Here is an 18,229-nt window from a genome sequence, read left to right on the forward strand (position 1 = left end):
AGCCATGCCCGAAGCCATGCCTCATCGCGCCCCCATCTGGAATTTCCTGTTCGGGCGGCTGACGCTCGATTCACTGCCCTTCCTGAAACCCGATCTCGAAGGCCGCATCGTCCTCGTCACCCTCATCGTGGTGGCCATCGGTGGGCTGGCCATCCTCGGCCTCATCACCAGGAAGCGCCTGTGGGGCTACCTGTGGCACGAATGGTTCACCAGCGTGGACCACAAGAAGCTCGGCATCATGTACATGATCCTCGGCACGGTGATGCTGCTGCGCGGCTTCTCCGACGCGATCATGATGCGCGCGCAACAGGCCTACGCCTTCGGTCCCCAGATGGGTTACCTGCCGCCCGAGCACTACGACCAGATCTTCTCGGCGCACGGCTCGATCATGATCTTCTTCGTAGCCATGGCCTACATCGTGGGGCTCATGAACTACGTCATGCCGCTGCAGATCGGCGCGCGCGACGTGGCGTTCCCGTTCCTCAACAACCTGAGCTTCTGGTTCACGTTCTGGGGCGCGATCCTGTTCATGGTGTCGCTGTTCGTCGGCGACTTCTCGACCGCCGGCTGGCTGGGCTACCCGCCCGTCTCGGAACTGCAGCAGGGCAGCGGCGTCGACTACTACATCTGGGGCCTGCAGCTGTCCGGCGTGGGCACGCTGCTGACCGGCGTCAACTTCGTGACCACCATCCTGAAGATGCGCGCGCCCGGCATGTCGATGATGAAGATGCCGGTGTTCAGCTGGACCGCGCTGTGCACCAGCGGCCTGATCCTGGCGACCTTCCCGGTGCTCACCGCCACGCTGTTCCTGCTCTCGCTGGACCGCTATCTCGGCACCCACTTCTTCACCACCGGCTTCGGCGGCAACGTGATGATGTACATCAACCTGATCTGGGTGTGGGGACACCCGGAGGTGTACATCCTGATCCTGCCGATCTTCGGCGTGTACTCGGAAGTCGTGCCCACCTTCTCGGGCAAGCCGCTGTTCGGCTATTCGTCGATGGTGTACGCCACCGTCGCGATCATGATCCTGTCGTACCTGGTGTGGCTGCACCACTTCTTCACGATGGGCTCGGGCGCGGACGTCAACTCGTTCTTCTCGCTGACCACGATGATCATCTCGATCCCCACCGGCGTGAAGATCTTCAACTGGCTGTTCACCATGTACCGCGGACGCGTGCGTTTCACCGTGCCGATGCTGTGGACGATGGGTTTCCTGTTCACCTTCACCATCGGCGGCATGACCGGCGTGATGCTGTCGGTGGCGCCGGCGGATTTCCTGCTGCACAACAGCCTGTTCCTGATCGCGCACTTCCACAACGTGATCATCGGCGGCGTGGTGTTCGGCGTGTTCGCGGCGGTCAACTACTGGTTCCCCAAGGCGTTCGGCTTCAAGCTCGACGAGTTCTGGGGCAAGGCCAGCTTCTGGTTCTGGCTGGTCGGTTTCTGGGTGGCGTTCACGCCGCTGTACATCATGGGCCTGATGGGCGTGACCCGCCGGCTGAGCCACTTCGACAACCCGGCGTTGCAGCCGTATTTCATCGTCGCCGCGTTCGGCGCTTTCCTGATCGCGCTCGGCATCCTGGCCTTCATCATCCAGATCTACGTCAGCGTGGTTCGACGCAAGGCCTACGCCGTGGGCGGCGATCCATGGAACGGCCGCACCCTGGAATGGTCCACCTCGTCGCCGCCGCCGGACTACAACTACGCGTTCGTCCCGAACGTGCACGCACGCGACGCCTGGACGGACATGAAGAAGCACGGCTTCCAGCGCCCGCTGGAAGGCTTCCACCCCATCCACATGCCGAAGAACACGGCCGCCGGCGCGATCATCGGCGCACTGTCCTTCGCCTGCTGCTTCGGCCTGGTCTGGTACATCTGGTGGCTGGCCGTGGCGTCGTTCGCGGGCATCATCGTCGCCGCCATCGTCCACACCTTCAATTACCACCGCGACTACCACATCCCCGCGGACGAGGTGCGGGCGTTCGAGCACAGCGGCAACTGGCAACCTGATGCCAAGGGGGCAAGCGCATGAACACCACGGTTGCCGATACCGCACCCTCGCGCTTCCTCTGCCACGAAGAGCCGCATGCGCCCAACGGGACCCTGCTCGGGTTCTGGCTCTACCTGATGAGCGACTGCTTCATCTTCGCCTCGCTGTTCGCCTGCTACGCGGTGCTTGGCACCAGCACCGCGGGCGGCCCGGCGGCCGCCGAGGTGCTCGACCTGCCCGGCCTGGCGGTGAACACCGCCCTGCTGCTGGTGTCGTCGGTGACCTTCGGTTTCGCGATGCTGGAGATGGCCCGGAAGAACCAGCGCGCCATGCTGGCCTGGCTGGCCGTGTCCGGCCTGCTGGCCGTCGGCTTCGTGACGCTGGAGATCCACGAGTTCCTCGGCATGATCGCCGAAGGCGCCGGCCCCGGCCGCAGCGCCTTCCTGTCCTCGTTCTTCACCCTGGTCGGCACGCACGGCCTGCACGTGTCCGTGGGCATCCTCTGGCTGATCGTGCTGATGGTCCAGCTGGGCAGGTTCGGGCTGACCGAGGCCAACGTCCGGCGCCTGCAGTGCCTGAGCATGTTCTGGCACTTCCTGGATCTGGTCTGGGTCGGCGTCTTCAGCTTCGTCTATCTGGCGGGAGTGTTGCGATGAACCATCCATCTTCATCCGGCCACGACGATGCCCCGCACGTGCATCAGGGCAGCCTGCACGGCTACCTGACCGGCTTCGTGCTGGCGGCGATCCTGACCATCATCCCGTTCTGGCTGGTGATGGGGCACGTTTTCAGCAGCCACTGGCTGACCATCACTATCGTGCTGGCCCTGGCCGTCGTGCAGATCCTCGTGCATGTCATCTACTTCCTGCACCTCGACACACACTCGGAAGGCGGCTGGAACATGCTGGCCTTCATCTTCACCATCGTGCTGGTCGTGATCGTGCTGGGCGCATCTATCTGGGTGATGTACAACGAAAACGCCCTGATGATGCCGATGTCGCCGCAGTACCAGCACAGCGAGTGATTTTTGCGATCATCCCTGATCGCGAGGATCAAACGTGCGGCCATCCAGGGCCGCACTTTTCAAGGTGAAGCCGGCAATTGCCGGCTTCACCGCTTCCTTGATTGCGCGCAGCGCACGCTTCCACAATACGGGCGGTTTACTCCACCGTTACCGACTTCGCGAGATTGCGCGGCTGATCCACGTCGGTACCGCGCAGCACGGCCACGTGGTAGGCGAGGAGCTGCAGCGGCACGGTGAACACCGCCGGGGCGATAAAGTCGCCGCCGGCGTCGATGCGCAGCAGGTGGCCGCGCGCGGCGTTGCCGTCCATCGGGGCCGCATTGTCTGCGAATACGATCAGCTCGCCGCCGCGGGCACGCACTTCCTGCAGGTTGGACTTCAGCTTGTCCAGCAGCGGTCCGTTCGGCGCCACCGCCACCACCGGCATGTCCTCGTCCACCAGCGCCAGCGGGCCGTGCTTGAGCTCGCCTGCGGGATAGGCCTCGGCGTGGATGTAGGAGATTTCCTTGAGCTTGAGCGAGCCTTCCAGCGCCACCGGGAACTGCGCGCCGCGACCCAGGAACAGCGCGTGGTGGCGCGGGATGAAATGCGCGGCCAGCTCCACGATCTGCGGTTCCAGCGCCAGCGCCCGCTCGATCGCGTGCGGCAGGGCCTGCAGCTGCGCGCACAGTTCCGCGTAACGCGCATCATCCAGCCCGCGCTGCCGCGCCAGCTGCAGGGACAGCAGCGCCAGCGCGGCCAGCTGGGTGGTGAAAGCCTTGGTGGAGGCCACCCCGATCTCGGGGCCGGCGCGGGTCATCAGCTTGAGGTCGGCCTCGCGCACCACCGAGGATTCCGGCACATTGCAGATCGCCAGTGTGCCGAGGTAACCGCGGCGACGCGACTCGCGCATCGCGGCCAGCGTGTCGGCGGTTTCACCGGACTGCGAGATGGCCACGAACAGCGTGCCCTCGGGCACCACCGCCTCGCGGTAGCGGTATTCGCTGGCCACCTCGACGGCCACCGGCAGGCGCGCGTATTCCTCGATCCAGTATTTCGCCACCATGCCGGCGTGGTAGCTGGTGCCGCAGGCGATGACGTGCACACCGCGCACCTTCGCCAGCAGCTCGTCGCCGCCCACGCCGAAGATGTTCGGCAGCACGCCGTTCGCGCCCAGGCGCGACTCCAGCGTGTCGGCCACCGCACGCGGCTGCTCGAAGATCTCCTTCTGCATGTAGTGACGGTATTCGCCGCGTTCCACCGCATCGGCGGACAGCTCGCTCTCGTGCACCGCGCGCTCGACCGGACGGCCGTCGAGGCCGAACACCTGCACCCGCTCGCGGGTGATCTCCACGACATCGTCCTCGTCGAGGTAGATCATCCGGTTGGTGACCTGGATCAGCGCCTGCGCATCCGAACCCAGGAAGTGCTCGCCGATGCCCACGCCCACCAGCAGCGGCGCACCCCGGCGGGCGCCGATCACGCGACCGGGTTCGTCGCGGCTGATCACGGCGATCGCATAGGCGCCTTCGAGGCCGCGCACCACGGCCAGCACCGCCTCGCGCAGGCCGAGGCCGCCGGCAAGGCGCTCATCGACCAGCGCCGCGATCACCTCGGTGTCGGTCTCGGAAGTGAACGCGTGGCCGCGCGCCTTGAGTTCCTCGCGCAGGCTGGCGTAGTTCTCGATGATGCCGTTGTGCACGATGGCGACGCGGCCGGCGATGTGCGGGTGCGCGTTGGCCTCGTTGGGTACGCCATGGGTGGCCCAGCGCGTGTGCGCGATGCCGGTGCCGCCCGGGAATGGTGCGGCCAGGTACTCCGCCTCCATCTCGCGCACCTTGCCCTTGGCGCGTACCCGGCGGATTTCGCCGCCTTCCAGCACGGCCAGGCCGGCCGAATCGTAACCGCGGTATTCCAGTGCCTTCAGGCCGGCGATCAGCAAGGGAGCCACGTCACGCTGGGCGGCGGCAGCGACGATTCCACACATGACGGAAGCTCCTTGTTGGTTGATGCATGCCGGCCGGGCCGACGCAGGCGGCGACTGTGCCGCCCGTGCGTTTCAACCGGCTTTCAGCACCACAACCGCGCGTTCAGTTCACCTTGCGGCGCAGCCAGTTCAGCAGATCGATGCGGGTGATCAGGCCGAGGAACTGCTCGCCGTCCATCACGATCGCCACGTGGCCGCGCTCGAACACCGGCAGCAGCGATTCGATCGGCGCACGCACGTCGAGCATCTGCAGGTCCGCGATCATCGCCACCGACACCGGATCGCGGAAACGCGTCTCGTCGGCATGCACGTGCAGCAGCACGTCCGACTCGTCGACGATGCCCACCAGCTTGCTGCCGTCCATCACCGGCAGCTGCGAGACGTCGTACAGCTTCATGCGCGTGTAGGCGGTGATCAGCAATTCGTTCGGGCCGATCACCACGGTGTCGCGCTTGGCGAACGGGCGCAGCAGCAGGTCGCGCAGGTCGCCATGCTGTTCGCGCTCAAGGAAGCCGTTGTCCAGCATCCAGTAGTCGTTGTAGAGCTTGGACAGGTACTTGTTGCCGGTGTCGCAGACCAGGGTCACCACGCGCTTCGGACCGGTCTGCTCGCGGCAGTACTTCAGCGCCGCGGCCAGCAGGGTGCCGGTGGAGGAACCCGCCAGCACGCCTTCCTTTGCCAGCAGTTCGCGCGCGGCGAGGAAGCTCTCCTTGTCGGAGATCGCATAGGCCTTCTTCACTCGCGAGAAGTCGCTGATGGTCGGCAGGAAGTCCTCGCCGATGCCTTCCACCAGCCAGCTCGACGACTTGGTGGAGAGCGTGCCCTCGTTGATGTACTGGGCGAGGATGGATCCCACCGGATCGGCCAGCACGATCTCGGTGTGCGGCGAAGCCTTGGCGAAATACTGTGACAGGCCGGTCATGGTGCCGGATGAGCCGCAACCCACCACCACGGCATCGATCCTGCCGTCCATCTGCTCGAGGATCTCGGGTCCGGTGCTCTCGATGTGCGCACGCGGATTGTCGGGGTTGCCGAACTGGTTGATGAAATAGGCGCCGGGCGTCTCGCGCGCGATGCGCTCGGCCATGTCCTGGTAGTACTCGGGATGGCCCTTGGCCACGTCGGAGCGCGTGAGCACCACCTCGGCGCCCATCGCCTTGAGGTTGAAGATCTTCTCGCGGCTCATCTTGTCCGGCACCACGAGGATCAGCCGGTAACCCTTGGCCTGCGCCACCAGCGCGAGGCCGAGGCCGGTGTTGCCGGCGGTGCCCTCGACCAGGATCGCGCCGGGCTTGATCTTGCCGGCCTTCTCCGCGCCCTCGATCATCGACAGGCCGATGCGGTCCTTGATCGAGCCGCCGGGGTTCGCGCTCTCCAGCTTCAGGAACAGCTCGCACGGCCCGGTGTCGAGGTGCTGCGCGCGCAGCATCGGGGTATGTCCGATCAGTTCGAGGACACTCTGCTGGACTGTCATGGGGGCTCCGTTGCGTGGCGGGCCGATGACGCGTCAGCGTCACCGGAGAGGGCTCCATGATAGCCGAGCACCGCAAACGGACCGAGTGAAAACGTCGCGGCCCCGGCCATCTTCCTGGGTGGAAGCTGCCGGGGCCGTCGTGATCGCGGGGTTCAGGAAGTGCTCAACTGGAAAGCTGGTGGCGACCTTCCCACATGCGCTCCAGGCGCGTCTTGGCGTGCAGCTTTTCCTTCTTCATGCAGGCGAGGGTGATGTCGTCGAGCGGGAGTACGCCAATCTCGGCGTCATGCACCTTGCTGTCGAGTTCCCGATGGTGCTGATAGAGACGACGGAATTCCGCGTCAGCCTTCATCAATGCCTCGACGTCATCACGCTGCTGGTTTTCAAACATGATCCAACCTCCTCGTGAGTGAGCATGCGGGCGCACGAGCGCGCCCGTCCGCCGAACCGGATCACGCGCACGCTCTCGCCCGCCCGCGCCGGCGAACCGGTGGCGGGCGGAAAACTGGCGAGGAAGTGGTGCATGGCTCGAATCGGCGGTCATGGAGCGGAACGGCTCCATGGGGTTGACCCTACTCCCCCCCGAAAAGTGCCGCAAGCCTTCGCGACGAGAATCCCGACGAGTCGCCACGGCGTTGTGAAATCCGCATAAAAGCTGCCGAAACAGCTTGTTGCGTCCGCCCTGAAAAATCGCCAAGAGTGATTCCTGACATCGCGCCAGCGATGAGCCCGAGGGACATTACCAAGGGTGGCGCGCTCGCAAAACAGCACGGCGCCGCTCTCGCGACGCCGTGTTTGCAAGTGGACCCAAGCGGCCTCTTCCGTGGCGGCTTTTGATGAAAAGTGCAGCCATGGATAGCTGCCCATTTGTGACTCTCGCGATCAGGGATGATCGCAAAGGTCAAGGTCAAGGCTTGCCGCCGCTGTCCTGCTGCTGCATCTGCTCGCGCATCGCCTTGGCGGCCTTGGCCGCCAGCTCGGCCTCGCGCTTGGCGGAACGGGCCACCCGGCTCTGCGCCTCGGCCAGCTTCTTCGCCTTGGCCGCCTCGGCCTGGGCCTGCTCGGCAGCCTGCGAATAGGCCTCGCCCTGCTCCTGCAGGCGCTGCGCCTCTTCCTGGGCCATCTGGTACTGCAGGCGCTGCCGCTCCAGCTCGCGCCGGGCCGTGTCAGCCTCGCGGCGGGTATTCTCCAGCTGGATCTGGTCGTGCTCGCGGTCGAGCTGGGCCAGCTTGGTCTGGGCGTCCTGCAGTTGGGCGGACGCCCGGGCTACATCCACCCGCCGTTCGGCCATGTACAGGGCATGCGGCCGGTCGTGCGAGCTGGCTTCCGCCAGCTGGGCGATCGCGTTGCGGGCCAGCGACTGCTCGGCCTGGGCGTAGTTGCCCAACACCGGGTCGCTGGCGAGCTGGTTGAGATTGTTGGTCAGCCGGCTGACATCGATGTCGTCGCGCTTCGCCTGGGCGGTGCCGACGATGCCCAGCGCCATCGCGGCGGCCGCAAGCAGAGTGGCAACACGCTTCATGGCTGGCCTCCCGCAGGCTGGAAGCCCTGCGTTGCGTTCGAATCCTGGCCGTTCGACGGCGGGGTCTGCGTGGGCACGGTCTGGAAGCCCTGTCCCGATGGCGGCGCCGACAGCACTGAGGCCGAAGGCGCCGGCATGTCTTCCACCGGCGCAGCGGGCGGCAGCGCCCCCGAACCGGCCGGGGCGGGAGCCGAACCGGCGGTGGCCGGCATCGGCAGCGGCTTGGCGAACTCGGCGGCGGCCGCGGCGGCGGCCTGCGCCCCCTGTTCGCGCAACTCGGCGTTCGCGTTCATCTTGGACTGGATCTGGGCCCGCGCCGCGCCAAGATTGGCCTTGACCCGTGCCAGCTCGGCGTCGGCCCGCGACTCGGCGGCCAGATCGGCCGCCAGGTCGTACTTGCGATCGGCCATCGCCCCCTGGGCCTGCTGGAACTTGTCCTGGGCGAACCCCAGGTCCACCGGGTCATAGTCGGCCGCGCCGGCGTCGCGCGCCGCCTGCAGCTGCGACTGCGCCAGGTTCATCGCATCGTTCGGCGGCGGCACGCTGGCGCAGCCGGCCAGGAGCAGCCCACCGACCAGCAGGCCGGCCAGTACGGACTGTCGTGCCGGCCTGCGCGGGAGCGCCGGGCGCCGGATCGACGAAGGGGAGATGTGCACCATCACGCATTCCTGATTAAGCTTCTACGCGTATTGTGGGCGTGCACAATCGCTCATTGCAACGAGCACAACCAGGGGATTTGGCGTGGATATCGGTTACTTCCTCAAGCTGATGGTCGACAAGGGCGCCTCGGACATGTTCCTGTCCACCGGCGCCCCGGTGAACATCAAGGTCGAGGGCAAGCTCTACCCGCTCGGCAACACCGGACTGCCGGGTGGCATGGTGAAGAAGATCGCCTACTCCCTGATGGACGAGGGCCAGGTGCCGCAGTTCGAGCGCGACCTCGAGCTCAACATGGCGCTGGCGGTGAAGGAGGCCGGGCGCTTCCGCATCAACGTGTTCAAGCAGCGCGGCGAAGTGGGCATGGTGATCCGCGCGATCAAGAGCGAGATCCCCAACGTCGAGCAGCTGCAGCTGCCATCGATCTTCCGCGACCTGATCATGGAGCCGCGCGGGCTGATCCTGGTGGTGGGCGCCACCGGCTCGGGCAAGTCGACCACGCTGGCCTCGATGATCGACCACCGCAACACCCATTCGGCCGGCCACATCCTCACCATCGAGGATCCGATCGAATACCTGCACCGGCACAAGCGGTCGATCGTCAACCAGCGCGAGGTGGGGCTGGACACGCACACCTACCACGAGGCGCTGAAGAACGCGATGCGCGAGGCGCCGGACGTGATCATGATCGGCGAGATCCGCGACACCGACACCATGGAAGCGGCGATCTCGTTCTCCGAGACCGGCCACCTGTGCCTGGCCACCCTGCACTCCAACAACGCCGACCAGACGCTGGAGCGCATCCTCAACTTCTTCCCGGAGTCGGCGCACAAGAACGTGCTGATGAACCTCGCGCTGAACCTGCGCGCGGTGATCAGCCAGCGCCTGGTGGTGGGTAAGGACGGCCGCCGCCTGCCCGCCGTCGAGGTGCTGCTGAACACCCCGCTGATCCGCGACATGATCCGCCGCGGCCAGATCCACGAGGTGAAGGAAGCGATGGACCGCAGCCTGCAGGACGGCATGCAGACCTTCGACCAGTCGCTGTACCGGCTCTACAAGGAAGGCCGCATCGAACTGGAGGAGGCGCTCAACAAGGCCGACTCCCGCGACGGCCTGGCGCTGAAGATCCGCCTTTCCGAAGGTGGCGGCAACGGCGCGGACAGCAACGTATTGATGGGCGGCAGCAACGACCCCTACGGCATGGGGTTCTGACAGGCCGCTGCAAGCGGCCTGTCAGAACGCGATCCACGGATGATGGATCGCTCGCGATCAATCACGCCAGTGATTGATCGGCGGAGCCAAGTCCGGCGGAATGCCGGATTTGGCGAGCCGGGAAAGTGCAGGAATGCACTTTCCCGACATCCAGCCAACGATGTTGCTCTTTGCTAGTCGAGGGAGCAGCCGCCGCTCAAGTTACGCCGCTGGCGCGTCCGGCTGCACCTCGGGCGCTGCATTACGAAATGCCTCCAACTCCCCACACGCCGCATGGATGCGCCGGATCGTCGGGTAATCATCCAGCGACAGCTTCCAGCGCACCGCGTTGTACACCTGCGGCACCAGGCAGGCATCGGCCAATCCCGGCGTATCGCCATGGCAGTAGCGGCCGGTGGCCGGGTTACCCGCCATCATCGCCTCCATCGCCGCGAAGCCGGTGGCGATCCAGTGCCGCGACCACGCGCCGCGCTGCGCTTCCCCGATCCCAAGCTCGCGCTCCAGGTACTGCAGCACGCGCAGGTTACCCAGGGGATGGATGTCGCAGGCGACCAGTTGCGCCAGTGCCCGCACCCGCGCACGACCGCCCGCATCGGCCGGCAACAGCGCTGGCCCGGGGCGGGTTTCATCGAGGTACTCCATGATCGCCAGCGACTGCGTCAGCACCCGCTCGCCGTCGCGCAGGCAGGGCACCAGCTGTTGCGGGTTCATCGCGGCGTAGTCCGCGGCATGCTGCTCGCCGCCGTCCTTCACCAGGTGCACGGGGCGGCTTTCCCAGGCCAGGCCCTTCAGCGCCAGCGCGATGCGCACGCGGTAGGCGGCGCTGGAGCGCCAGTAGCCGTACAGCACGAGACCGGAAGGCATGTCCCACTCCAGGTGACGGAAAACCTGCAGTGTAATTTGCATCCCTCCGGGACGGGCCGGACAATACGGGGTTCCTGCCAGCCCGGCAGTCCTTTCCGAACCACGGGAGTTTCCACGTGTCCGTCACCCGCATGAGCGATCTCGACCTGCACGGCCAGCGCGTGCTGATCCGCGAAGACCTGAACGTGCCGATCGACGACCACGGCCGTATCACCTCCACCCAGCGCCTCGACGCCGCCCTGCCGACGATCAAGGCCGCACGCGATGCCGGCGCGAAGGTGATGGTGCTCTCGCACCTGGGCCGACCGAAGGAAGGCCAGTTCGACGAGGCCTCCTCGCTGGCGCCGGTGGCCACATGGCTGGGCGACAAGCTCGGCAAGCCGGTGCGCCTGGTGCGCGACTACCTCGACGGCGTGGATGTCGCGCCCGGCGAGGTGGTGGTGCTGGAAAACTGCCGCATGAACATCGGCGAAGGCAAGGACGACGAGGCGCTGTCGAAGAAGTACGCCGCGCTGTGCGACATCTTCGTGATGGACGCCTTCGGCACCGCGCACCGCGCCCAGGCCTCCACCCACGGCGTGATCAGGTTTGCCCCGGTGGCCGCCGCCGGTCCGCTGCTCTCGGCCGAGCTCGATGCTCTGGGCAAGGCGCTGGAGAACCCCGCGCACCCGCTGCTGGCCATCGTGGCCGGCTCCAAGGTCTCCACCAAGCTCACCCTGCTGGAGAACCTGATCGGCAAGGTCGACCAGCTGATCGTGGGCGGCGGCATCGCCAACACCTTCATCGCAGCCATGGGCCATTCGGTGGGCAATTCGCTGGTGGAACCCGACCTGGTCGACGCCGCGAAGAAGGTGCTCGCCGATGCGAAGCGCCGCGGCGCCGAAGTGCCGCTGCCGGTCGACGTGGTGGTGGCGCCGGAGTTCTCCGCCAACGCCACGGCCACGGTGAAGCCGGTGGACCAGGTGCGCGACGGCGAGATGATCCTCGACATCGGCCCCGAGACGGCAAAGAGCTATGCCGCATTGATCGCGAAGGCTGGCACCGTGGTGTGGAACGGTCCAGTGGGCGTGTTCGAGTTCGACGCGTTCGGCAAGGGCACCGAGACGCTGGCCCGTGCGATCGCCGCTTCGCCCGCGTTCTCCATCGCCGGCGGCGGCGACACCCTGGCCGCGGTGGAGAAGTACGGCATCGAGCACGACGTCTCCTACATCTCCACCGGCGGTGGCGCCTTCCTGGAGTTCCTCGAAGGCAAGGAACTGCCTGCGGTTGCCGCGCTGAAGGCGCGGGCCGGTCAGTGACGCTCTGCCTGTTCGACCTCGATGGCACGCTGATCGATTCCGAACCGGGCATCACCGCGTGCATCCGCTACGCCTTCGACAAGCTGGGCGTGCCGGCGCCCACCGACCTGCGCCCTTGGATCGGCCCGCCGCTGCGGCATGGCTTCGCGCCATTGCTGGATCATGACGCCGAGCGCGTCGAGGCCGCCGTGGATTACTACCACGAGCGCTTCGCCACGCTGGGTTGGCGCGAACACGCGATCTATCCCGGCATCGCGGCGACCATCGAGCGGTTGCAGGCGGCCGGACACACCTTGGCCGTGGTTACCAGCAAGCCCGAGCGCCACGCGCGGCCAATCATCGAGCACCTGCCGTTCGGCGACGCGTTCACGCGCCTGTACGGCCCCGACCCATCCAGCCCGCACAGCGAGAAGGCATCGATGATCGCTGCCGCACTGGCCGATTTCGGCGCCTCGCCCGGGCAGACCGCGATGATCGGCGACCGCCATTTCGATATCGAAGGCGCGGTGGCCAACCGCGTACGCGGCATCGGCGTCCTGTGGGGCTTCGGCAGCCGCGAGGAACTGGAGCTGGCCGGCGCGCAGGAGTTGGCGAGCGATCCGGCGCATCTCGCCGAGTTGCTGGCAGCGTAACCGGCCGCACCGTAGGAGCGCACCCTGTGCGCGATGGCTCTGGTGTTGATCGAAGCCAAGAGCATTCGCGCACAGGGTGCGCTCCTACACCAAACAGGAACGCCGCGGGGTTTCCGCGGCGTTCCTGTTTGGTGAAACGTCAATCAACCAGCGACGCGCTTCACCGCATCGACCACGTTCGCCACGGTGATGCCGAAGTACTCGAACAACTGCTCGGCCGGCGCCGAGGCGCCGAACGTGGTCATGCCGACCACTTCGCCGTCCAGGCCCACGTACTTGCGCCAGAAGTCGGTGATGGCGGCTTCCACCGCCACGCGCGCCCGGCACCAGCCTGGCAGCACGCCTTCGCGGTATTCCAGCGGCTGCGCATCGAAGATCTCGGTGCACGGCATCGACACCACGCGCACCGGCATACCCTGTTGCGCCAGCGTGCGCGCGGCCTCCATCGCCAGCTCCACCTCGGAACCGGTGGCGATCAGGATGGCCTTGAACTTCGTGTCGGCCGGGTCGGACAGCACATAGGCGCCGCGCGTGATGTCGGCCACCTGCTGCGCGCTGCGCTGCTGGTGCTTGAGCGTCTGGCGCGAAAACACCAGGCAGGACGGGCCGTCCCTGCGTTCGATCGCCGCCTTCCACGACACCGCCGACTCCACCGCGTCGCACGGGCGCCACACACGGTTGTTCGGGATGTAGCGCAGGCTGGCCAGGTGCTCCACCGGCTGGTGGGTGGGACCGTCCTCGCCCAGGCCGATCGAATCGTGGGTGTAGACGTGGATGGAGTGCGCGGGGATCAGCGCGCTCATGCGCACCGCGTTGCGCGCGTAGTCGGAGAACACCAGGAAGGTGGCGTCGTAGGGGATGAAGCCGCCGTGCAGCGCCAGGCCGCTGCCGATCGCGGTCATGCCGAATTCGCGCACGCCGGAGTGGATGTAGTTGGCGTTCGGGCTGGTCTCGGTGACGCTGACCGAACCCTTCCAGATCGTGAGGTTGGAGCCGGCGAGGTCCGCCGAGCCGCCGATCAGCTCCGGCAGCAGCGGACCGAACGCATCCAGCGTCATCTGCGAGGCCTTGCGGCTGGCCACATCCGGGCCTTCGGCCTGCAGCTTGTCGACCCAGGCCTGCGAAGCGGCCGCCCAGTTCTCCGGCAGCTTCGCGGCGAGGCGACGCTCAAGCTCGGCGGCCAGCTCCGGATTCGCCTTGGCGTAGTCGGCGAACAACGCGTTCCACTCCGCCTCGTGCTTCGCACCGGCCTGCTTCGCGTCCCAGCCGGCGTAGATCTCGTCGGGAATCTCGAACGGGGGGTAGCGCCAGTCCAGCATGTCGCGCGCGGCGGCGACCTCGTCCTTGCCCAGTGCCGCGCCGTGGCTGGCTTCGGTGCCTTCCTTGTGCGGCGCGCCGAAGCCGATGATGGTCTTGCACATCACCAGACTCGGCTTGCCGGTCTCCGCCCTGGCGGCAACCAGCGCGGCCTTGACCTTCTCCGCGTCGTGGCCGTCCACGTCGCGCACCACGTGCCAGCCGCAGGCCTCGAAGCGGGCGGCGGTGTCGTCGGTGAACCAGCCCGGCACCTCGCCGTCGATGGAGATGTTGTTGTCGTCGTAGACCAGGGTGAGCTTGCCCAGCTTCCAGGTGCCGGCCAGCGAGATCGCCTCCTGCGAGATGCCTTCCATGAGGCAGCCGTCGCCGCAGAACACCCAGGTGTGGTGGTCGACCACGTTGAAGCCGGGGCGGTTGAAGCGTTCGGCCAGCACCTTCTCGGCCAATGCGAAGCCCACGCCGTTGGCGATGCCCTGGCCCAGCGGGCCGGTGGTGGTTTCCACGCCCACCGTCTCGTGCGCCTCGGGGTGGCCCGGGGTCTTGGAGTGCAACTGCCGGAAACGCTCCAACTCGCTCATCGGCAGGTCGTAGCCGGTGAGGTGCAGCAGCGCGTACTGCAACATCGAGCCGTGGCCGTTGGAGAGCAGGAAACGGTCGCGGTTGAACCAGTGCGGGTTGGCCGGGTTGTGGCGGTGGAAGTCGTTCCACAACACCTCGGCGATGTCCGCCATGCCCATCGGCATGCCCGGATGGCCGGAATTGGCCTTCTGCACAGCATCCATGGCGAGGGCACGCACGGCGTTGGCGAGTTGGCGACGGGTGGTCATGGACGTTCTCCGGGCAGACGGCGGCGAAAAACGCGCATTGTCGCCGATCCGGTCAAAGCTGTCGCGCTGCCGACGCCACTGATCCGCCACACGCCTTGACATTAACCTCCACTTAATTCTGAACTTGTCGGTATTGAATTCCTTCAGCCGGGTCGCCATCTAATGGTCCGGCACCGCCCACGAGCGGTTGCCGAGCCATGGCAAGGCCTTTCCCCGAGGCGCCATGGACTGACCAGAACAATGAGGAATTCCCCATGAAAAAGACTTTGCTCGCTCTCACCGTGGCTGCCGCCGGCTTCGTGGCCGTGCCGGCCGCCTTCGCCCAGGACCAGACTCCCTCCGCTACCCAGCAGGGCTGGTATGTCAGCGCCGACGCCGGCTACGCCAACGTCAGCAAGGGCCCCTATGACGACGGCAAGTTTGCCGGCGGCGTGAAGGGCGGTTACCGCTTCGCGATCAACCCCGAGACTTCGCTGGGCGTGGAAGTGGGCTACCAGTATCTGGGCCGCCTGTCCGCCCAGAGCCAGTACGCCGACCAGATCGCTGGCAACAGCAAGTCCAAGCTGCGCGGCAGCACCGCCGGCCTGGATCTGCGCTACAGCTTCACCCCGAACTGGTACGGCGAGCTGCGCGGCGGCCTGTTCTACGCCCAGGGCGAAGGCATCACCAACGGGGCGAACCCCGAGTTCCGCCAGTTCGAACGCACCAAGTACTACGCGGGTGCCGGCGTGGGCTACAACCTCAGCCAGAACTGGAGCCTGGGCCTGAACTACGACTACTACGCCGGCTCCGACAATGGGGAACAGCGCGTGCAGCTGGCCACCAGCAAGTATTCGCTGAGCGCGGAATACCGCTTCTGAGTCGCCCCAACTCCGATGCGTGATCCGGAACGGGCGCCGCAAGGCGCCCGTTTTCTTTTTGATACAGCCACTTGGCCGGAAACATTAATCGCCACTTAATAATGAACTAACAAGTATTGAATCTTTCCGGCCCGGCAACCATCCAAGAGAAGTGCCCGACGAATTCCCCAAGCGTCGGGCATGCGGCACCGCTCCATTCCCCGATGAACGGCGACCGCTTCCTCATAACAGGAGACTCTCCATGAAAAAGACCTTGCTCGCTCTTGCCCTCGCCTCTGCCGGCATGCTGACCATCCCCGCTGCCTTCGCGCAGAGCGCGCCGACCGACAACGGCGGCTGGTTCATCAACGGCAACGTTGGTCGCACCGCCATCGACCAGGGGCCGTATGACAACGGTCACGACACCGGTTATGCGCTGAACGGCGGCTACCGCTGGTCGTTCACGCCGAACTTCTCGCTGGGCGCCGAGGTGGGCTACAACGACCTGGGCAACATCCGCGCGAAGAACATCTTCAACAGCTCGCCGGTGATCGCCCCGGGCAAGTCCCAGCTGCACGGCTGGACCGCCGGTGCGAACGCGCACATCGACCTCAGCCCGAGCTGGTACCTCAGCGGCCGCGCCGGCCTCTACAGCTGGACCGGCCATGGCATGAGCAACGACGTCAACCCGATCAACAAGGGCCTGAGCGACAACAGCTGGTATGCCGGCGCAGGCATCGGCTACAACATCACGCAGAACGTGAGCGTCGGCCTGAACTACGACTATTTCGACGCCAAGAAGCACAACGTCGACCTCAGCACCGACATGATCTCGGCCAGCGCGGAATTCCGCTTCTGATCGGACCATCAGTCAACGTGAAAAACGAAACGGGCGCCTTGTGGCGCCCGTTTCGTTGTGAGCAGTGCGACCATGGATGGCCGCCCGATTGATTCTCGCGATCACGAATGATCGCGGGAACTCAGCCCTCAACCGTTCCAGCGACCCAGCGCGGCGAGGCCGTTGTCCTTGGCACGGGCGTGCACGGTCTTCTGCGCTTCGGCGTAATTCGCCTTCATGTCCTTGGCCCACAGCTTGAGCGCGGCCTGCTGCATGGCGCGGCCGTAGGAGAACGACAGCGGCCACGGGTGCGGGCCGATGCGGTTCATCGCGTTGAGGTGCGCGGTGCTCTGCTCGTCGGTCTGGCCACCGGAGAGGAACACGATGCCCGGCAGCGAGGCCGGCACGCAGGTCTTGAGCACGCGCACGGTGGCCTCGGCCACTTCCTCGACGTCGGCCTGCTCGGACGAATCCTTGCCCGGGATCACCATGCTGACCTTCAGGATGGTGCCTTCCAGCATCACGTTCTGCTCGTACAGCGCGTTGAACAGGCTGCGCAGCACGGCCTCGTGCACCTCGTAGCTCACCTCGATGCTGTGGTCGCCGTCCATGATCACTTCCGGCTCGACCATCGGCACCAGGCCGGCTTCCTGGCACAGCGCGGCGTAGCGCGCCAGCGCGTGGCAGTTCGCCTCGATCGCGGTGGAGCTGGGATTGTCCTCGGAGATGTTGATGACGGCGCGCCACTTGGCGAACTGCGCGCCCAGCTTCACGTATTCGGCGAGGCGCTCGCGCAGACCGTCCAGGCCTTCGGTGACCACGTCGCCGGGGAAGCCGGCCAGCGGCACCGGACCCTTGTCCACCTTGATGCCGGGGATGATGCCGGCCTTCTTCATCACCTGGGTGAACGGCACGCCGTCCCTGGTGGACTGGCGGATGGTCTCGTCGTACAGGATCGCGCCGGAGATGTGCTCGTTCAGGCCCGGCGTGGTGAGCAGCAGCTCGCGGTAGGCGCGGCGGTTTTCCTCGGTGTTCTCGATGCCGACGGCCTCGAAACGCTTCTTGATGGTGTTGGTCGACTCGTCGATGGCGATGATGCCCTTGCCGGGAGCCACCATGGCCAGGGCAACGCTTTCGAGATCTTCAATACTCATGACGGCTCCATACAACGAGGCGTGATCCGCCCGCTCAAGGTGGATGCCGCCCGGACGGGCGGCGGGATGGAAGGCCGCGAATTATAACGAAAGCGCCGGAAAGGCGCCGGTTACGACCCGTAACCGGGCAGTTTGCAGGGCTCCATGACCTTCTGCATGCCGTCCACACCGTCGGGCGCGTTGAACGGCACGATGTAATAGGTGTCGATGGGCTGGCCGATGCGGTTGGTGAGCGAGGGGCCGTAGCGGAAGTTCTTCACCGCGGTCACCGCGGCGTTGCCCAGATCGCTCTTGGGCACCAGCCTGGCCAGTTGCACGTTCATCGGCACGCCATCGGAACCGATGGTGTAGGTCACCGCCGCGCAACCGGGCTTGTCCAGGTTGAGGCCGGAATTGGGGAGATCCGTGTTCACCTTGGTATTGAGGCGGATCCAGTAGTGGTACTGGTTCTGCGGGTCGACCCGGTGGGGCGATTGCGCCCACGCGGATGCGGCGCAGGCCAACGCCGGCACCAGCAACAGGAGACGGACCAGGCGGCGAGCACGCGAGTTCATGGGGAACCTCCGTTGTTGGGGGAGCGGCGACACCAGTCTAGCCGCGCTCGCCCTGCCC

The 18,229-nt window shown here is 66.1% G+C and carries 17 protein-coding genes; 8 read left to right on the plus strand and 9 right to left on the minus strand.

Annotated elements, in window-relative coordinates; translation table 11 throughout:
- Positions 1-4: 4 nt before the first annotated feature.
- The 3 genes from cyoB to cyoD are packed head-to-tail and all read left to right on the plus strand — an operon-like array spanning position 5 to position 3,017.
- Positions 5-2,035 carry a cytochrome o ubiquinol oxidase subunit I gene (gene cyoB / locus ABQJ54_RS06560; protein WP_367853447.1) on the plus strand — a complete coding sequence of 677 codons (2,031 nt, stop codon included), beginning with the start codon at positions 5-7 and terminating at the stop codon, positions 2,033-2,035.
- Positions 2,032-2,649, plus strand: a complete 618-nt coding sequence (cyoC, locus tag ABQJ54_RS06565) for a cytochrome o ubiquinol oxidase subunit III (RefSeq protein ID WP_367853448.1) — start codon at positions 2,032-2,034, stop codon at positions 2,647-2,649. The genes cyoB and cyoC overlap by 4 nt, the downstream gene beginning before the upstream one ends.
- A complete protein-coding gene (cyoD, locus tag ABQJ54_RS06570; RefSeq protein WP_367853449.1) occupies positions 2,646-3,017 on the plus strand; it encodes a cytochrome o ubiquinol oxidase subunit IV in 372 nt (123 codons plus the stop codon). The genes cyoC and cyoD overlap by 4 nt, the downstream gene beginning before the upstream one ends.
- Positions 3,018-3,153: 136 nt before the next feature.
- Here cyoD and glmS read toward each other — a convergent pair whose 3' ends face one another.
- The 5 genes from glmS to ABQJ54_RS06595 all read right to left on the minus strand — a co-directional run bounded on the left by glmS (position 3,154) and on the right by ABQJ54_RS06595 (position 8,638).
- Positions 3,154-4,983 (minus strand): glutamine--fructose-6-phosphate transaminase (isomerizing), encoded by a 1,830-nt coding sequence (glmS, locus tag ABQJ54_RS06575; protein WP_367853450.1) that lies wholly within the window; start codon positions 4,981-4,983, stop codon positions 3,154-3,156.
- Positions 4,984-5,086: 103 nt separating this feature from the next.
- Positions 5,087-6,457, minus strand: coding sequence for a pyridoxal-phosphate dependent enzyme (locus ABQJ54_RS06580; protein ID WP_367853451.1), 1,371 nt, complete (start codon positions 6,455-6,457; stop codon positions 5,087-5,089).
- Between the two features lie 163 nt (positions 6,458-6,620).
- Positions 6,621-6,848: an HP1242/YdcH family protein gene (locus tag ABQJ54_RS06585; protein ID WP_367853577.1), complete on the minus strand. Its 228-nt coding sequence runs from the start codon at positions 6,846-6,848 to the stop codon at positions 6,621-6,623.
- Between the two features lie 516 nt (positions 6,849-7,364).
- Positions 7,365-7,979 (minus strand): hypothetical protein, encoded by a 615-nt coding sequence (locus ABQJ54_RS06590; protein ID WP_367853452.1) that lies wholly within the window; start codon positions 7,977-7,979, stop codon positions 7,365-7,367.
- Entirely contained in the window at positions 7,976-8,638 is a 663-nt protein-coding gene (locus ABQJ54_RS06595; protein ID WP_367853453.1) for a DUF4398 domain-containing protein, read from the minus strand. Before ABQJ54_RS06595 ends, ABQJ54_RS06590 begins: the two co-directional genes overlap by 4 nt.
- Positions 8,639-8,720: 82 nt before the next feature.
- On the opposite strand from ABQJ54_RS06595, the gene ABQJ54_RS06600 reads away from it, so the two are divergent.
- A complete protein-coding gene (locus tag ABQJ54_RS06600; protein WP_367853454.1) occupies positions 8,721-9,848 on the plus strand; it encodes a PilT/PilU family type 4a pilus ATPase in 1,128 nt (375 codons plus the stop codon).
- Positions 9,849-10,049: 201 nt separating this feature from the next.
- Here the strand turns inward: ABQJ54_RS06600 and maiA are convergent, their stop codons facing one another.
- Positions 10,050-10,712 (minus strand): maleylacetoacetate isomerase, encoded by a 663-nt coding sequence (maiA, locus tag ABQJ54_RS06605; RefSeq protein ID WP_367853455.1) that lies wholly within the window; start codon positions 10,710-10,712, stop codon positions 10,050-10,052.
- Between the two features lie 116 nt (positions 10,713-10,828).
- Here maiA and ABQJ54_RS06610 point away from each other — a divergent pair, with 116 nt between their 5' ends.
- Both ABQJ54_RS06610 and ABQJ54_RS06615 read left to right on the plus strand, forming a co-directional pair.
- Positions 10,829-12,010 (plus strand): phosphoglycerate kinase, encoded by a 1,182-nt coding sequence (locus ABQJ54_RS06610; protein ID WP_367853456.1) that lies wholly within the window; start codon positions 10,829-10,831, stop codon positions 12,008-12,010.
- Positions 12,007-12,642: an HAD hydrolase-like protein gene (locus ABQJ54_RS06615; RefSeq protein WP_367853457.1), complete on the plus strand. Its 636-nt coding sequence runs from the start codon at positions 12,007-12,009 to the stop codon at positions 12,640-12,642. The genes ABQJ54_RS06610 and ABQJ54_RS06615 overlap by 4 nt, the downstream gene beginning before the upstream one ends.
- Positions 12,643-12,785: 143 nt before the next feature.
- On the opposite strand, the gene tkt is transcribed toward ABQJ54_RS06615, so the two are convergent.
- A complete protein-coding gene (tkt, locus tag ABQJ54_RS06620) occupies positions 12,786-14,786 on the minus strand; it encodes a transketolase (RefSeq protein ID WP_367853458.1) in 2,001 nt (666 codons plus the stop codon).
- Positions 14,787-15,040: 254 nt separating this feature from the next.
- Between tkt and ABQJ54_RS06625 the strand changes: the two genes are divergently transcribed.
- Both ABQJ54_RS06625 and ABQJ54_RS06630 read left to right on the plus strand, forming a co-directional pair.
- Positions 15,041-15,646 carry a porin family protein gene (locus ABQJ54_RS06625; RefSeq protein ID WP_367853459.1) on the plus strand — a complete coding sequence of 202 codons (606 nt, stop codon included), beginning with the start codon at positions 15,041-15,043 and terminating at the stop codon, positions 15,644-15,646.
- 241 nt (positions 15,647-15,887) lie between these two features.
- Entirely contained in the window at positions 15,888-16,484 is a 597-nt protein-coding gene (locus ABQJ54_RS06630; protein WP_367853460.1) for a porin family protein, read from the plus strand.
- A 128-nt stretch (positions 16,485-16,612) separates the two neighbouring features.
- Here the strand turns inward: ABQJ54_RS06630 and ABQJ54_RS06635 are convergent, their stop codons facing one another.
- Together ABQJ54_RS06635 and ABQJ54_RS06640 are read right to left on the minus strand one after the other, a co-directional pair.
- A complete protein-coding gene (locus ABQJ54_RS06635; protein WP_367853461.1) occupies positions 16,613-17,617 on the minus strand; it encodes a class I fructose-bisphosphate aldolase in 1,005 nt (334 codons plus the stop codon).
- 110 nt (positions 17,618-17,727) lie between these two features.
- Entirely contained in the window at positions 17,728-18,171 is a 444-nt protein-coding gene (locus ABQJ54_RS06640; RefSeq protein ID WP_367853462.1) for an energy transducer TonB, read from the minus strand.
- Positions 18,172-18,229: the final 58 nt, after the last annotated feature.

Origin of the sequence: Rhodanobacter lycopersici, assembly GCF_040812335.1 — a bacterium.
In the GTDB taxonomy this organism is placed as follows: domain Bacteria; phylum Pseudomonadota; class Gammaproteobacteria; order Xanthomonadales; family Rhodanobacteraceae; genus Rhodanobacter_A; species Rhodanobacter_A lycopersici.

Coding starts and splice junctions, on each gene's coding strand:
- cyoB (WP_367853447.1), top strand. CDS start 5: ATGCCCGAAGCCATGCCTCATCGCGCCCCCATCTGGAATTTCCTGTTC.
- cyoC (WP_367853448.1), top strand. CDS start 2,032: ATGAACACCACGGTTGCCGATACCGCACCCTCGCGCTTCCTCTGCCAC.
- cyoD (WP_367853449.1), top strand. CDS start 2,646: ATGAACCATCCATCTTCATCCGGCCACGACGATGCCCCGCACGTGCAT.
- glmS (WP_367853450.1), bottom strand. CDS start 4,983: ATGTGTGGAATCGTCGCTGCCGCCGCCCAGCGTGACGTGGCTCCCTTG.
- ABQJ54_RS06580 (WP_367853451.1), bottom strand. CDS start 6,457: ATGACAGTCCAGCAGAGTGTCCTCGAACTGATCGGACATACCCCGATG.
- ABQJ54_RS06585 (WP_367853577.1), bottom strand. CDS start 6,848: ATGTTTGAAAACCAGCAGCGTGATGACGTCGAGGCATTGATGAAGGCT.
- ABQJ54_RS06590 (WP_367853452.1), bottom strand. CDS start 7,979: ATGAAGCGTGTTGCCACTCTGCTTGCGGCCGCCGCGATGGCGCTGGGC.
- ABQJ54_RS06595 (WP_367853453.1), bottom strand. CDS start 8,638: ATGGTGCACATCTCCCCTTCGTCGATCCGGCGCCCGGCGCTCCCGCGC.
- maiA (WP_367853455.1), bottom strand. CDS start 10,712: ATGCCTTCCGGTCTCGTGCTGTACGGCTACTGGCGCTCCAGCGCCGCC.
- tkt (WP_367853458.1), bottom strand. CDS start 14,786: ATGACCACCCGTCGCCAACTCGCCAACGCCGTGCGTGCCCTCGCCATG.
- ABQJ54_RS06625 (WP_367853459.1), top strand. CDS start 15,041: ATGAAAAAGACTTTGCTCGCTCTCACCGTGGCTGCCGCCGGCTTCGTG.
- ABQJ54_RS06630 (WP_367853460.1), top strand. CDS start 15,888: ATGAAAAAGACCTTGCTCGCTCTTGCCCTCGCCTCTGCCGGCATGCTG.
- ABQJ54_RS06635 (WP_367853461.1), bottom strand. CDS start 17,617: ATGAGTATTGAAGATCTCGAAAGCGTTGCCCTGGCCATGGTGGCTCCC.
- ABQJ54_RS06640 (WP_367853462.1), bottom strand. CDS start 18,171: ATGAACTCGCGTGCTCGCCGCCTGGTCCGTCTCCTGTTGCTGGTGCCG.